The organism is Roseovarius gaetbuli (assembly GCF_900172365.1).
Classification (GTDB): domain Bacteria; phylum Pseudomonadota; class Alphaproteobacteria; order Rhodobacterales; family Rhodobacteraceae; genus Roseovarius; species Roseovarius gaetbuli.
Window position 1 is genome coordinate 1 of sequence record NZ_FWFJ01000065.1, and the last position, 13191, is coordinate 13191.

Genomic DNA, 13191 nt, shown 5'->3' on the forward strand with positions numbered 1-13191 from the left:
CAGAAAAATGAGCCTCCGACCCGGCTGCGGCTCATTTTTCTGAGGGTACGATCATAAAGCGATTCTTTCACGCTGAAGCGGGTCCGACTGGAAGTCGGAGGGTTTGCTCCACGGCGTGGATACTAAAGTCGTAGGAGTGACCCCGTCAGAAGCGTTGACAAGTCGAGGTTGCAAATATCTAATTCAAGGGTCTAGCCACGAACCCAAGGGAGGATTGATCATGGCATGGAGTAAACCTGTTCTGCGTGAGTTGAACTGCGGCATGGAAATCAACATGTACGGCCCGGCCGAAGAACGCGACGGCGGCGGCGTCCTATTCTAAATAATTCAATCTCGGGCGGAGCGAGGTAGCAGGTGTTCAAAGCTTTGATACTTGGTGCTGCGGCCGGGGGCGGGCTTCCGCAATGGAATTGCGGATGCGACAATTGCAATCTGGCCCGCGCGGGTAAAATCCCGTCATCTACACAATCCTCGCTCGCCATCAGCATTGATGGCGAGCGTTGGGTCGTTTTGAACGCCTCGCCGGATATCCGCAGCCAGATCGCCGATAATCCGGCGCTGCATCCGACGGGCCTGCGCGAGTCCCCGATCGCAGCCGTGCTTTTGACCAATGGTGATATCGACCACGTTGCGGGGCTTTTGTCGCTGCGCGAGCAACAGCCCTTTGCCCTGCATGCCACCGGCGAAATTCACGAGGTTCTGGCGGCCAACCCGCTGTTGAATGCGGTTGATCCGGTCCGCGTGCCGCGCGTCACGATTGCGCTCGACAAGGAGACCACGCTTTTGCCCGGCCTGACCGCCACGCTGTTTTCGGTGCCCGGCAAGGTGCCGCTTTACATGGAAGGCGCCGAGGTCAAGACCGACCTTGAGGGCGAACAGACCACCGGCGTGCATATCCACGCCGAGGGGCGCGACATCTATTACATCCCCGGCTGCGCCGCCGTGACCAAGCGGTTGGCGGGTCGTTTGAAAGGGGCCGATATGGTGTTTTTCGACGGCACGCTCTGGCGCGATGACGAGATGCTTGAAATGGGCCTGAGCCAAAAGACCGGCAAGCGCATGGGGCATATCTCGATGAGCGGGCCAGAGGGCTCTATCGCGGCGCTGCGCGACCTTGGGATCGGGCGCAAAGTCTTTGTGCATATGAACAATTCCAACCCGGTGTTCCGCCCCGATGCGGGCGAACGGGCCGAGGCCGAGGCCGCCGGCTGGATCATCGGGCAGGATGGAATGGAGCTGACCTTATGACCGCCACGCACCCCGCCACCGCTGCTGAATTCGAGGCCCGCCTGCGCCAAATCGGCGCCGAGCGCTATCACGATCGCCACCCGTTTCATCACCTTTTGCATTCGGGCGGCTGTACCCCCGATCAGGTGCGCGCCTGGGTAATCAACCGCTATTATTACCAAGCGCGCATCCCGATGAAGGATGCCGCCTTTCTAAGCCGCGTCGAGGACCCCGCCCTGCGCCGCATCTGGCGCTCGCGGATCGAAGATCACGATGGCACCGCCGAGAATGAGGGCGGAATTCGCCGCTGGCTGCGCCTTGCGCAGGCGGTCGGGCTTGACCCCGACTATGTGGCAAGCACCGATGGCGTGCTGCCTGCCACCAAATTCGCGGTCGATGCCTATGTGCATTTCGTGCGCGACAGGCCCCTGCTTGAGGCAGTCGCGGCCTCGCTTACGGAACTTTTTGCGCCCAAGATTCACGCCGAGCGGATCGAAGGCCTTTTGGCCAATTACGCCTTTGCCGATGACAGCAGCCTTGCCTATTTCCGCAATCGCCTGAAAGAGGCGCCCAAGGACGTGGCTTTTGGGCTGAAATGGGTGCTCGATCACGCCGATACGGCCGAGAAACAGGATGCCGCCGCCGCCGCCCTGGTGTTCAAGACCGATGTGCTCTGGTCACAGCTTGACGCGCTATACTCGGCCTATGTCGATCCTGCGCGCATCCCTCCCGGTGCATGGCACCCCGGCGAGGGATTGCTTGCGAAAGGTGCGGCATGACCCCCGAGGGCACACCCTTTCTGCCGCGTGGCGTGCGGCTTCATTTTGACAAGGTCCGCGACAATTGGGTTCTTTTGGCCCCCGAGCGCGCGATCCGGCTTGACCCCATCGGTCACGCCATCCTGAGCCGCGTTGACGGGAAAACCACACTTGCGGCCATCGCCGCCGACCTCTCGGCGACCTTCGAGGCGCCGCTAGAGGATGTGACCCGCGACAGCACGGATTTTTTGCAAGAGCTGGCCAATCGCCGCTTTCTAGAGGTGACATGATGCAGGTTCAGCCCCCCATCGCGATGCTTGCGGAACTCACCCATCGCTGTCCTTTGTCCTGTCCCTATTGCTCCAACCCGGTCGAGTTGACCGCGCGCGAAAGCGAGCTTTCGACAGACGACTGGCGCTCGGTGTTTGAACAGGCCGCCGCCATGGGCGTGTTGCAATTGCACCTCTCGGGGGGCGAGCCGGCCTCGCGCCGTGACCTCACCGATCTTGTGCGCGCGGCGCGCGAGGCGGGGCTTTACACCAACCTGATCACCTCTGGCATCGGCCTGACCGAAAAGCGCCTGGCCGAATTGGACGAGGCGGGCCTTGATCACGTGCAGCTGTCGCTTCAAGGCACCGACGCGGCGATGGCCGACCGGATCGGCGGCTATAAGGGCGGCTATGACCGCAAGATGACCGTGGCCAAATGGATCGGCGCAATCGGCTTTCCCTTGACGCTGAACTTCGTGATGCACCGGGGCAATATGCACCAGTTGAGCCGCGCGATAGAAATGGCGCAGGAGATGGGCGCGCGCCGGATCGAGGTGGCGACAGTACAATTTCACGGCTGGGCGATGCAGAATCGCGGCGCCCTGATGCCCACCCGCGAGCAGGCGACAGAGGCAAATCGCACCGTCGCCGAGGCCCGCGCGCGGCTTAAGGGCACACTGGTGATCGACTATGTGCCTGCCGATTATCACGCCGATTACCCCAAGCCCTGCATGGGCGGATGGGCCAGCACCGGCATCAATGTCGCGCCTGACGGGCTTGTCCTGCCGTGTCATGCGGCGCAGACGATCAAGACCCTTGAGTTTGACAATGTGCGCGACCGCCCGCTTGCCGATATCTGGCAGAACGGCAGCGCGTTCAACGCCTATCGCGGCACCGACTGGATGCAGGAACCCTGCCGCTCCTGCGAGCGCAAGACGATTGATTTCGGCGGTTGCCGCTGTCAGGCGATGGCGATTGCCGGTGATCCCACGGCAACCGATCCGGTCTGTGTCAAATCCCCCGATCACGCCAAGATCCGCGACCTTGCTGCGGATTTTTCCGGTCAGGATGAGGCGACGCTGACGTGGCGGGTGATGGATAAGACGCCGGGTTAACGCGGGAATAGCGCCAAAGGTGCCGCGCGATCACCCATCGACCCTGTTCGAGACCTCAATCAGGTTGCCGTCCGGGTCGCGCAGGTAAAGCGAAAGGATCGGCCCCGTGGCCCCGGTGCGGCGTATCGGACCCTCGACAACCGCGATTCCACAGCGCGCGAAATGCGCCTGCCAGTCGGAGATCGACGTCTCACTCAGAAAACACAGATCCGCCGAGCCGGGCATGGCGCGGCGTGCCTTGGGTTCAAACTCGGCCCCTGCCAGATGCAGGTTGATCTTTTGCGCGCCGAACTTGAGCGCCCAACGGGCCGTGCCGTCAGCGGGTGTAAAGGCCTCTGCCGTCATCCCCAGAGCATCGCGGTAAAAGGCAATGCTCGCATCAAGATCGGCCACGGTCAAAACCAGATGATCCAGCGCCGTTAGCGTGGGGTGCATGGCATGTCCTTTCAATACGAGGCGTCGGGGCGGAACCCCTCGGGGATAGCATCCACCCCGTCAAGGATCAGGTCGGCCATCACCTCGGCAACCTTGGGGGCCATGCCAAAGCCGATCTTGAAGCCGCCATTGGCGATGAATTCACCGGCCCGCAGGGGATGCGCCCCAAGGATAGGCCCGCGGCTTCGGCTTCGGGGGCGAATGCCGGCCCATCGCGCCAGAACCGGCGCATCGGCCAGAACCGGCACCGCCGCGCGCGCCCGCGCGATCACCGCGTCAAGCTGCGCATCGGTGCTGGTGGGGTCGTCATAGGTGTTCTCGGTGGTTGATCCGATGGCGGTGGTGCCGTCCTCATGCGGAATAATGTGGAGCATGTCGGCAAAAAGCTGCGGCAGGTGGGCGGCGTCATAGGCCAAAAGCGCGCCCTGTCCCTTGACGCCACTGCCGACGCTGCGGGTGTGGGCGCGGCTCAACTCGTGCAACCCCGCAACGCCAGTGGCCCAGATCACCCGTCCCTCGGGCGCGCCCGAGGTCACCACCTCGCCGCCCTTTGCCCGAATCGCCGCAGCGAGCGCGATGCAGGCAAGGCGCGGATGCACGCGCCCGCTTAGCGTATCCTCGATCATATATCCGCTCGGGCTAAAAGGGGCCCAGTCAACGTCTGCGGCAATCACGCGCCATGTCGCCTTGCCCTGCCAGAGCGTGCGCGCATTTTCCGCCCGCGCATGCGCCAGCGTCAAGGCGGCCTCATCCGCAACCGGTTGCAAGCGCCCAAGGCGGGCATATCCCGGCGATTGCCCAGAGGCCTCGGCGACGCTGGCCCAAAATCGTTCGGCCATGATCAGGCTTTTGAATTGAAACTCTTTCTTTTCATTCCATTTTTCCGGCACATGCGGCGCGAGTGCCCCGATGATGCCGCCCGAGGCCCCGGCGCCGGGGCCATAGGGATCAATCACGCGCACGTGGGCACCGCGCTGCGCGCAGATCCAGGCCACCGAAAGGCCGAAAATTCCTGCGCCCATCACCGTTACATCGGCCATTGCCAAAACGCCTGTCCCCCTGCATGGTCTCGCCAGTCTACCCCCGCTTTAAAGGATCAACGCATGCAGGGCCAGCAGGCCGATGTCCTCTGGCGTGACGGCGATATTCCCGTCTCGACCCAGTTCGACGACCCCTATTTCAGCCTTGAAAACGGGCTGGCGGAAACGCAGCATGTGTTTCTGGCGGGCAATGACCTTCCGGCGCGGTTTTGCGACGGGTTTCACATTGCCGAGCTGGGTTTTGGCACCGGGCTGAACCTTTTGGCAAGCCTTGCCGTGTGGCGCGCGACCAAGATCACCGGGCGGCTCTATTTCACGACGTTCGAGGCCTATCCAATGAGCCCCGAACAGATGCGGCGCGCGCAATCGGCCTTTCCCGAGCTGTCGGATATCGCCGCCGAGCTTGCCCCCCATTGGCAGGGCGGCGCACAGGTGATCACCCTGCCGGACCTTACATTTACCCTGATCGCGGGCGATGCGCGCCAGACCCTTGCCATGTGGTCGGCGCGCGCCGATGCCTGGTTTCTCGACGGGTTTTCCCCGGCCAAGAACCCCGAGTTGTGGCAAGACGACCTTTTGGCCGAGGTCGCCGGTCACACATCCGACACCGGAACCGCCGCCACCTATACCGCCGCCGGTTTCGTGCGTCGCGGGCTTGAGGCGGCGGGGTTTATCGTTACCCGTCAGCCGGGTTTCGGGCGCAAGCGCCATATGACCACCGCCACGAAGGGCACGATATGAACGCGCAAAACACCCGGCTGGGGATCTGGCTGATGATCACCACGACGTTCATCTTCGCGATGCAGGACGGCATTTCGCGCCATCTTGCCAGCGAATACAACGTGCTGATGGTGGTGATGATCCGCTATTGGTTCTTTGCCGCCTTCGTCATGACCATCGCCAGCCGCAAGGCCGGTGGTCTGCGCGCCGCCGCTGCCACGAGCCAGCCGTTGATGCAGGCATTTCGTTCGCTGCTTCTGGTGACGGAAATCTGCGTGATGATCCTTGGGTTCACCCTTTTGGGTCTGGTCGAAAGCCACGCGGTCTTTGCCTGTTATCCGCTGTTGATTGCCGCGCTCTCGGGGCCGGTTCTGGGCGAAAAGGTGGGGTGGCGGCGGTGGGTCGCGATCGCGGTTGGCTTTGTCGGGGTGATCATCATCTTGGAGCCCGGCTTTGGGGTGTTCAAACCGCAAGCCATCGTGCCGCTGATCGCCGCGTTGATGTTTGCGCTTTACGGTCTCTTGACGCGCTACGTGGCGCGCCGCGATACCGCCGCGACAAGCTTTTTCTGGACCGGCACAGTCGGTTCCGTGGCGATGACCGCCGTCGGCATGTGGTTCTGGGAGCCGATGATTGGCTCTGACTGGGTCTGGATGGGGGCGCTTTGCGTCGCCGGCGCGGCGGGGCACTGGACGCTGATCAAATGCTACGAGGTCGCCGAGGCGAGCGCGGTACAGCCCTTTGCCTATCTGCAGCTATTGTTCGCAAGCACCATCGGCATTCTGATCTTTTCGGAATCGATCCGCCTGAACGTGGCGCTTGGTGGCGCTTTGATCGTGGGGGCGGGGTTGTTCACGCTCTGGCGACAACGCCGCGCCGCATAACGGATTAGGGCGCGACAAGGGGGCGTGACAATCCGCCACAGGCTCAAGCCCCACCTCTCGGGGTACGCTTACCCATCCGCAGACCTCATTCATTACTCGGGCCAGCGATAGATTTTGGAACAATCGGCCTGTGTTATTGGGGTCGGGGATTTGGTGACGATGAAAGTCGGCAGAATCATCAACGCGATAAAGGGCGTGGGCACGTTCCCCGCACTGCTTGTCCTGTTGCTTGCCCTGCGCGTCGTCGCCGCCCCCGCGATCGAGTGTCAGCACGAGCTGGCGGCCAAGGCCGCACAGGCCAAGACCGCCGCGCATGCGCAGCACATGGACGGTGGGCAGGTCCCATCCGACAAACACCATCTTTACACGCCCTGCCCGTTTTTCACGGCTGCCAGGGTGTTGCCAGATTGTGGCGCCGAACCGGATGCCACTAACCTTGTCTACTCACGGACACGCGTACAGAGTGATGATTTTCGGGTCGCGGCAGGCGCGTTGCCTGCCGCGTACAGCCCGCGAGCGCCCCTTGGGTCGGCCTTGGGATAGCTGGCATTCGCCGATTGGTCCTGCCCGTGCGCCCTGTCGAATTTACGACATCGGTGCATCTCCAGCGGGACATCCGGCGCTCGCGCGCCTGCCGCATAGCTACCTGTTCAGCCAAATCGCTTTTCCGCCCCTTTGACGGGGCCGGTGGGTGCTTCGGAACCGGTAAACAGGGCCATGTCGGCCATGCCAGCCCCAATGCGGCATGACCTTTCCGTCTTCGGTTTCGTCCGGTGATCTCGCCAAATACATTAAATAAATACAAATAGTTACCTCACATGACACAGGGTTTCCTGCGCACAGCCTCACTCTGCGCAAGCCTCTCGCTTTTTGCCCTCGCCACACCGGCCCTTGCCCACTAGGACGATCCCGTTCCCGCCGCAGACGCCGCTACCGGCCTTACCGTAACAACGACCGCCCTGCCGCCTCTGCGGGCCGATAGCCATGCGCCGATTGGCGTGATGGGCGAACACCGCCACAAACGCGCCTAGGTGATGCTATCCTATCGGTTCATGCACATGGACATGCGCGGCAATCAGATCGGCACCAACAACGTCAGCAATGACACCATCGTCACCACCGTTCCGAACCGGTTTTTTCGGCGCTCCCGGCCAGCCGCCCACACTCCGGATCCTGCCCACCGACATGCAGATGCAAATGCATATGTTAGGCGCGATGTATGCCCCGAATGACCGCATCACCCTGATGGCGATGCTGCCCTATATCACCAAGCAGATGGACCACCTGACCTATCAGGGCGGCGCCGGCACCACGGTTCTGGGCGGGTTTCGTACCAAATCCGAAGGGATCGGTGATGTTAAAGTCTCGGCTTTGATTGGCCATATGACCAGCGGCAATCACAAGCTTCACCTCAACATGGGGGGTCAGCCTTCCGACCGGGTCGACCTCGGAATCCGGAACCATTCTTGCCGCCAATGGCGCTCGTCCCACCGTGCGCTTGCCCTACGCGATGCAGCTTGGCTCGGGCACTTTCGACCTGTTGCCCGGCATCACCTATAATGGCGGCCAGGGGCTTACCAAGTAGGGCGCACAGCTTTCGGGTGTGATCCGCACCGGCAAGACCGACGGCTATCGCCTTGGCGATCAGGCCGCGATCACCACCTGGGCCAGCTATCAGCCGCAGCCCTGGATCGGCCTTTCGGGCCGTATCGAGGCGCGCAACACCGTGACGCTTTATGGCGGTTTCAACCTCATGGGTCAGCGCGGCGGCCTGCGTGGGCATCGTCTGGCGTTCGAGCTGGGTGTACCGGTCTATCAGGATCTGAATGGCCCCCAGATGGAAACCGACTGGACCGCGACATTGGGCTGGCAACTGGCCTTCCAAGACGAAAGCCGGGCGCGCAGTCCAGCCTGCGCGCCCGACCCTGCGTCAAAACGGGCCAATCGGGTCGGTCGCACTTCACAAATTCGTGATCTCGAATATAATGACCGCACACCACCATCAAGGCAGTCATGCGGCGCACCATCCCACACATCAAATCAGCCGCGCGGGGTCTTGCCGCGATCCTGATCGCCTGCTTGCTGGCGCTGCGCGTGGCGGCCTTGCCGATGGTGATGGCCGAGGGCGCCCCCGGCCCCGGCATGATGGCGATCTGTACCGGCGCCGAGATCATCTATATCCCCATCGGCAGCCAGAGCATGCCCGCAGAGGACACAGCGGACGACGGCGAGCCCCTGCACGACCCCTGCCCGGCCTTTGGCATCACCGCCGCTTTGCTGACCCCCGATCAACCGGTGACCGCGCCAACCCGCGCGGTCACCACCGCGCCCACTGCACCGATGGCCTCGCTTTGGGCCAATGGCGATGGCCAAGGCCCTTATCACTCGCGCGCGCCGCCGCGCCTTCGGTCCTGAAGACCTGACATTTTCACGTTCCAAGACCGAAATAACGGGCCGCCCAGGGGCGTGCCCGATCTGAAAGATACGATGATGATCAACCGAACAGTTGGCGCGGCTCTTGTCTGCGCCGGGCTTTTGGCGCCGATGGCCAATGCCCAGACCATGATGCCCGAGGGCGACGAGATGACGATGGGTGAGATGTCTCACGCCAAGGAACACCACAAGATGCACCGCCATGGCCCGATTGGCGTACCGGCGCGTCACCAACTGCCCAAGGGCAAGCTGGTGCTGACCTATCGCTATGGCACGATGGAGATGTCGGGCATTCGCGAAGGCACCAACGACATGGATGCCAACACGCTTGTCACCACCGTGCCCAACGCCTTTGCCGCCCTTCCCGGTCAGCCGCCCACCATTCGCGTGGCCCCCGTCAGCATGAGCATGAACATGCATATGCTCGGCGCGATCTATGCGCCGAGCCATCGCCTGACCCTGATGGGGATGCTGCCCTATGTTGAGAAATCCATGACCATGCGCACCTGTGCAGGGCCTGCGGGCACCACGGTTCTGGGCGACAACACCAGCACATCCAACGGGCTTGGCGATATCCGGCTCGGGGCCTTGCTGGCGTTGAAAAAGACTCCCAAAGGCAGCGCGCGCGTCGGGCTTGGGCTTAGCCTGCCGACCGGGTCGATCACCGAGACCGGGCAGATGCTCTCGCCGATGAACACCCGCCCCACCCGGCGGCTTGCCTATTCGATGCAGCTTGGATCTGGCACCTATGACCTTCACCCAAGCCTGACCTATGAGACCGGCAAGGGTGCGCTGAACTGGGGCGGGCAGGTGCGCGGCATCATCCGCTTGGGCGAGAATGACGAGGGGTATCGCTTTGGGCACGAGGCCGCCCTGACCGGCTGGCTTAGCTATCGCGCCGCCCCTTGGATAAGCTATTCAGGTCGCGCCGAGTATCGCCATGCCGGGCGGATCAAAGGCCGGGACACCAACATTGCCGGGCCGTCGCTTGGGGCCGATCCGCGCAATTATGGCGGCGATTACATCACGCTTTACGCCGGCGCCGACATGACCCCGCGCCGCGGGCTTCTCAAGGGGCAACTCTTGGGCGTCGAACTTGGCGTACCGGTCTATCAAAACCTCAACGGGGTGCAGTCCAAGACCGATTGGTCACTGGCAGTCGCCTGGCGCAAACCGTTCTAAGATCACGCCCCCTTTGGCCTAATCGCCAAGGGGGGCGACAGTTTTGCCGCGCAACTCCTGCGTAAACGGCAGGGGCAACGCCTCTTTTCCCAAGCGCGCGCGATAGGCCGGCAGGCTTTCAGCGACGCGCATCACGTAATTGCGGGTCTCGCGAAACGGGATATGCTCGATCCAGTCGATGATCGCATCGCCCTTGGTGGCGCGCGGATCGCCGTAGTCCTCGACCCATTGCGTCGCCCGCGCGGGCCCGGCGTTATACCCGGTCGCGACCAGCACCACATTGCCGTCAAACCGCGCGCCGAGTTGCGCCAGATAGGTCGCGCCAAGCCGCGCGTTATAGGCCCAATCGGTCAGCACCTTGTCACGCTCATGCTCGATACCAAGATCGCGCGCCACATCGCGCGCGGTGCCCGGCATGACCTGCATCAGCCCCTGCGCCCCGGCGCCGCTGACCACCAGATGATTGAACTCGCTTTCGCGCCGGGCAATCGCAAGCGCCATTTCGGTCGGAACCGCAAGCGCCATCTCGGCGACCGGATGCAGGGCGTAATAGGGCGACTCGATCACGATGCCGCGCCCGGCGGCCGCCTTGCCAAGCATCACCTGCAAATGCGGCTGCTTGAGATCGGCCAGCATTTGGCCCATCTGACCCAAACCTGTGCGATCCTGCGCCTCTGAGAGGTGAATGATGAACCGCCGCGCAAGCCCGAGATCCCCCATCGCAAGGGCCAGCGTGCCGATCTCTTTCAAGTCACTTTTTGCAAAATCCGCCGCGCGCCAGGGCGGGAACATTTCCCGTCCGGCCAACATCGGATCAACCGGCAGCTCGGCCTTCTCGGCGGCCAGCAAGCCGTAAAAGCTGGTCTGATAGGCAGCCCCTTCGCCATAGGCCAGCTTCGCCGCCTGCGGATCACCAAGCGCCTCTTGCGCCCGCCCGATCCAATAGCCCGCGCGCCCAAGCGAAATCGGGGTGGCCACCGCCGCGCGGAACCGCTGAAAGTGATCAAGCGCCAATTCCGGGGCCTCAAGATACCGCAGCGCCAGATAGCCCGAGAGCCATTCAAGATCGGCGTAGTTCGCCCCCTCAACGAGCTGATGCACCGAGGCCAGATCATAGGCCAGCTGCGCCTCGCCCTCGCGCATCTTCTGACGGGCAAGCGCGCGCCGCCAACTGGCCCAACGCTCTGGCTCGCCAAGACCCGCCTTGATCCGGCTCTGGCGCAGGATCACTTCGATGGCCTTGTCGGGATCGTTCTGCAGGTGCCTGTTGAAAAGCTCATAGGCGATGCCGGGGTGGCGCTGCTGCGCCTCGCTCAATCCCTCACCACCCTCATTCTCGACCGTCCCGCGCAGCTTGGCGAGGCTGCGGTCGGCTTCGCTCACCAGCGGGAGAATATCCGCCACATCGCGCAGCCCCCGCCAAAGCGCCATCTCAAGGCGTGCGGCGTGGTGCGGGGCCAATAATGCGCCATGCTCGGCCATGAACGCATCATGCTCCTCGGAAGACAGATCAAGCGTGCGCCAGCCAAGCACGACACTGGCCTCGGCCTCACCCACCCGACCGCGCGCGACAAGTGCGCGGGCCAGACTCAAAACCCCGGTGCCGGTCTGCGGGCGGTACCCGTCGTAAAACGCCAGCACATCGTCAAACGCCGCATCGGCCATCGCCTCTTCGCTCTGACGGCGCAGATAATCCAACCCCGGCCAATGGCTGTTTCGCCGCAGGAATGCCAAGACCTCGGCAGGTTCCCCAAGCCCCGCGCGCAGGTGATACCATTCGATCAATTCGCCAGCCGCAGGCCCGTCGCGCCGCGCCAATTGCGCCGCCGCGTCCCATCGCCCGCCTTGCATCGCCTCAAGCGCACTGGCCAGGGGGCGCGGCGCAATGCGTGGCAAATCGGCGGCATGCGCCGTCAAAACCGACCCAAGAAACCCCAGAACAAGGGTGCAAACGCGCAACATCTCTTGCATTTCCCGCCATTGCGAAGGATAGACAGCGCCAGCCTATGCGTCACGCGCGCCCGCGTCCATTCACAACCCGGGACCATGCGCGCCGAACCGCCCAGGCGACCCTGATCACACCGGGCGCCGCCCGCCATCACGTGAAGTCAAAAGGAGCGTGTCATGTTCAAAGGATCTTTTCCTGCCTTGGTCACGCCGTTCAAGAACGGCGAGCTGGATCTGGATACGCTCAAGAAACTCGTCGACTGGCATGTTGCTGAAGGCAGCAACGGCCTCGTGCCGGTTGGCACCACTGGCGAAAGCCCGACGCTGACCCACGCCGAACATGAAACCGTCGTCGCCGAGGTGGTCAAGGCCGCCGCCGGGCGTATTCCGGTGATTGCCGGAGCCGGGTCCAACAACACGCTAGAATCGATGCGCCTGATGCGCCATGCCCTCTCGGTCGGCGCCGATGCCGCACTGGTGGTGACACCCTATTACAACAAGCCGACACAGGCCGGACTTATCGCGCATTTCACCGCACTGCACGAGTGCTGCGACCTGCCTATCGTGATCTATAACATCCCCGGCCGCTCGGCTGTTGACATGAGTCCCGACACCATGGGCCAACTGGCGAAACTGCCGCGCATTGTCGGCGTCAAGGATGCCACCGGCGATCTGGCCCGCGTCTGCGCACAACGGATCACCTGCGGCAAGGATTTCGCCCAGATTTCCGGCGAAGACGGCACCGCGCATGGCTTTAACGCCCAGGGCGGACAAGGCGTGATCTCGGTCACCGCCAATGTCGCCCCCAAACTCGTGGCCCAGGTCCAAGCGGCAACGCTTGCCGGCGATTACGCCACCGCGCTCGAGATCCAGGATCGCCTGATGCCGCTGCACCGCGCGATCTTCACCGAGCCGGGGCTCGTTGGCGTCAAATACGCCATGTCCCGCCTTGGCCTGTGCAGTGACGAGGTCCGCTTGCCGCTGACCCCGCTAACCGATCCAACCAAGGCCCTGGTCGATGCCGGTCTGCGCCACGCCGGTCTGCTTACCTAGTTGTTTGATCCGATGGTTTGATGGTGCGATCCTTTCTCAGGAATGGAAGGAAGCATTATGGGCCAAGTTCGTCACGGGAGCGCCACGACCACGCACGCTGTCAGAGCAGCTATACAGCGATCGCAAGC

General features: G+C 63.0%; 16 protein-coding genes. 13 read left to right on the forward strand and 3 right to left on the reverse strand.

The features are described from left to right. Window positions 1-220 precede the first annotated feature (220 nt). Genes pqqA through pqqE form a run of 5 tightly spaced genes read left to right on the forward strand, consistent with a single transcriptional unit; the run spans window position 221 to window position 3369 of the window. A complete protein-coding gene (gene pqqA, locus ROG8370_RS18495) occupies window positions 221-322 on the forward strand; it encodes a pyrroloquinoline quinone precursor peptide PqqA (RefSeq protein WP_073198349.1) in 102 nt (33 codons plus the stop codon). A 32-nt stretch (window positions 323-354) separates the two neighbouring features. Further along, entirely contained in the window at window positions 355-1248 is an 894-nt protein-coding gene (gene pqqB, locus ROG8370_RS18500) for a pyrroloquinoline quinone biosynthesis protein PqqB (RefSeq protein WP_085828621.1), read from the forward strand. Beyond that, complete coding sequence (pqqC, locus tag ROG8370_RS18505) at window positions 1245-2006, forward strand: pyrroloquinoline-quinone synthase PqqC (protein WP_085828622.1); 762 nt, start codon at window positions 1245-1247, stop codon at window positions 2004-2006. The genes pqqB and pqqC overlap by 4 nt, the downstream gene beginning before the upstream one ends. Then, complete coding sequence (gene pqqD / locus ROG8370_RS18510) at window positions 2003-2275, forward strand: pyrroloquinoline quinone biosynthesis peptide chaperone PqqD (RefSeq protein WP_085828623.1); 273 nt, start codon at window positions 2003-2005, stop codon at window positions 2273-2275. The genes pqqC and pqqD overlap by 4 nt, the downstream gene beginning before the upstream one ends. Then, window positions 2275-3369 (forward strand): pyrroloquinoline quinone biosynthesis protein PqqE, encoded by a 1095-nt coding sequence (gene pqqE / locus ROG8370_RS18515; protein WP_085828633.1) that lies wholly within the window; start codon window positions 2275-2277, stop codon window positions 3367-3369. The genes pqqD and pqqE overlap by 1 nt, the downstream gene beginning before the upstream one ends. 30 nt (window positions 3370-3399) lie before the next feature. On the opposite strand, the gene ROG8370_RS18520 is transcribed toward pqqE, so the two are convergent. Together ROG8370_RS18520 and ROG8370_RS18525 are read right to left on the reverse strand one after the other, a co-directional pair. Continuing rightward, window positions 3400-3804 carry a VOC family protein gene (locus ROG8370_RS18520; protein WP_085828624.1) on the reverse strand — a complete coding sequence of 135 codons (405 nt, stop codon included), beginning with the start codon at window positions 3802-3804 and terminating at the stop codon, window positions 3400-3402. A gap of 11 nt (window positions 3805-3815) precedes the next feature. After that, window positions 3816-4844, reverse strand: coding sequence for an NAD(P)/FAD-dependent oxidoreductase (locus ROG8370_RS18525; protein ID WP_085828625.1), 1029 nt, complete (start codon window positions 4842-4844; stop codon window positions 3816-3818). 63 nt (window positions 4845-4907) lie between these two features. Between ROG8370_RS18525 and mnmC2 the strand changes: the two genes are divergently transcribed. From mnmC2 to ROG8370_RS18555, 7 genes are all read left to right on the forward strand, one after another. Continuing rightward, the gene (gene mnmC2 / locus ROG8370_RS18530) at window positions 4908-5585 is read left to right on the forward strand and encodes a tRNA (5-methylaminomethyl-2-thiouridine)(34)-methyltransferase MnmC2 (protein ID WP_085828626.1); all 678 of its coding nucleotides are present in this window, start codon (window positions 4908-4910) and stop codon (window positions 5583-5585) included. Continuing rightward, window positions 5582-6448 carry a DMT family transporter gene (locus tag ROG8370_RS18535; protein ID WP_085828627.1) on the forward strand — a complete coding sequence of 289 codons (867 nt, stop codon included), beginning with the start codon at window positions 5582-5584 and terminating at the stop codon, window positions 6446-6448. The genes mnmC2 and ROG8370_RS18535 overlap by 4 nt, the downstream gene beginning before the upstream one ends. A 159-nt stretch (window positions 6449-6607) precedes the next feature. Continuing rightward, the gene (locus ROG8370_RS18540) at window positions 6608-6991 is read left to right on the forward strand and encodes a hypothetical protein (RefSeq protein WP_085828628.1); all 384 of its coding nucleotides are present in this window, start codon (window positions 6608-6610) and stop codon (window positions 6989-6991) included. Window positions 6992-7645: 654 nt separating this feature from the next. Further along, on the forward strand, window positions 7646-8008 hold the full coding sequence (locus tag ROG8370_RS21135; RefSeq protein ID WP_245827501.1) for a hypothetical protein: 363 nt from the start codon (window positions 7646-7648) through the stop codon (window positions 8006-8008). Between the two features lie 43 nt (window positions 8009-8051). Further along, window positions 8052-8519 carry a hypothetical protein gene (locus ROG8370_RS21140; RefSeq protein ID WP_245827503.1) on the forward strand — a complete coding sequence of 156 codons (468 nt, stop codon included), beginning with the start codon at window positions 8052-8054 and terminating at the stop codon, window positions 8517-8519. 8 nt (window positions 8520-8527) lie between these two features. Beyond that, complete coding sequence (locus tag ROG8370_RS18550; RefSeq protein WP_245827505.1) at window positions 8528-8863, forward strand: hypothetical protein; 336 nt, start codon at window positions 8528-8530, stop codon at window positions 8861-8863. Between the two features lie 51 nt (window positions 8864-8914). Next, entirely contained in the window at window positions 8915-10063 is a 1149-nt protein-coding gene (locus ROG8370_RS18555; protein WP_085828630.1) for a transporter, read from the forward strand. 18 nt (window positions 10064-10081) lie between these two features. Here ROG8370_RS18555 and ROG8370_RS18560 read toward each other — a convergent pair whose 3' ends face one another. Beyond that, a complete protein-coding gene (locus ROG8370_RS18560; protein WP_085828631.1) occupies window positions 10082-12034 on the reverse strand; it encodes a lytic transglycosylase domain-containing protein in 1953 nt (650 codons plus the stop codon). Between the two features lie 153 nt (window positions 12035-12187). Between ROG8370_RS18560 and dapA the strand changes: the two genes are divergently transcribed. After that, complete coding sequence (gene dapA, locus ROG8370_RS18565) at window positions 12188-13063, forward strand: 4-hydroxy-tetrahydrodipicolinate synthase (protein ID WP_085828632.1); 876 nt, start codon at window positions 12188-12190, stop codon at window positions 13061-13063. Window positions 13064-13191 lie beyond the last annotated feature (128 nt).

Excerpts from the sequence above, each read along its gene's own strand:
- ROG8370_RS18525 (WP_085828625.1), bottom strand. The coding sequence starts at position 4,844 with ATGGCCGATGTAACGGTGATGGGCGCAGGAATTTTCGGCCTTTCGGTG.
- pqqC (WP_085828622.1), top strand. The coding sequence starts at position 1,245 with ATGACCGCCACGCACCCCGCCACCGCTGCTGAATTCGAGGCCCGCCTG.
- ROG8370_RS21135 (WP_245827501.1), top strand. The coding sequence starts at position 7,646 with ATGCATATGTTAGGCGCGATGTATGCCCCGAATGACCGCATCACCCTG.
- ROG8370_RS18540 (WP_085828628.1), top strand. The coding sequence starts at position 6,608 with ATGAAAGTCGGCAGAATCATCAACGCGATAAAGGGCGTGGGCACGTTC.
- ROG8370_RS18560 (WP_085828631.1), bottom strand. The coding sequence starts at position 12,034 with ATGCAAGAGATGTTGCGCGTTTGCACCCTTGTTCTGGGGTTTCTTGGG.
- mnmC2 (WP_085828626.1), top strand. The coding sequence starts at position 4,908 with ATGCAGGGCCAGCAGGCCGATGTCCTCTGGCGTGACGGCGATATTCCC.
- ROG8370_RS18535 (WP_085828627.1), top strand. The coding sequence starts at position 5,582 with ATGAACGCGCAAAACACCCGGCTGGGGATCTGGCTGATGATCACCACG.
- ROG8370_RS18520 (WP_085828624.1), bottom strand. The coding sequence starts at position 3,804 with ATGCACCCCACGCTAACGGCGCTGGATCATCTGGTTTTGACCGTGGCC.
- pqqE (WP_085828633.1), top strand. The coding sequence starts at position 2,275 with ATGCAGGTTCAGCCCCCCATCGCGATGCTTGCGGAACTCACCCATCGC.
- pqqD (WP_085828623.1), top strand. The coding sequence starts at position 2,003 with ATGACCCCCGAGGGCACACCCTTTCTGCCGCGTGGCGTGCGGCTTCAT.
- pqqA (WP_073198349.1), top strand. The coding sequence starts at position 221 with ATGGCATGGAGTAAACCTGTTCTGCGTGAGTTGAACTGCGGCATGGAA.
- dapA (WP_085828632.1), top strand. The coding sequence starts at position 12,188 with ATGTTCAAAGGATCTTTTCCTGCCTTGGTCACGCCGTTCAAGAACGGC.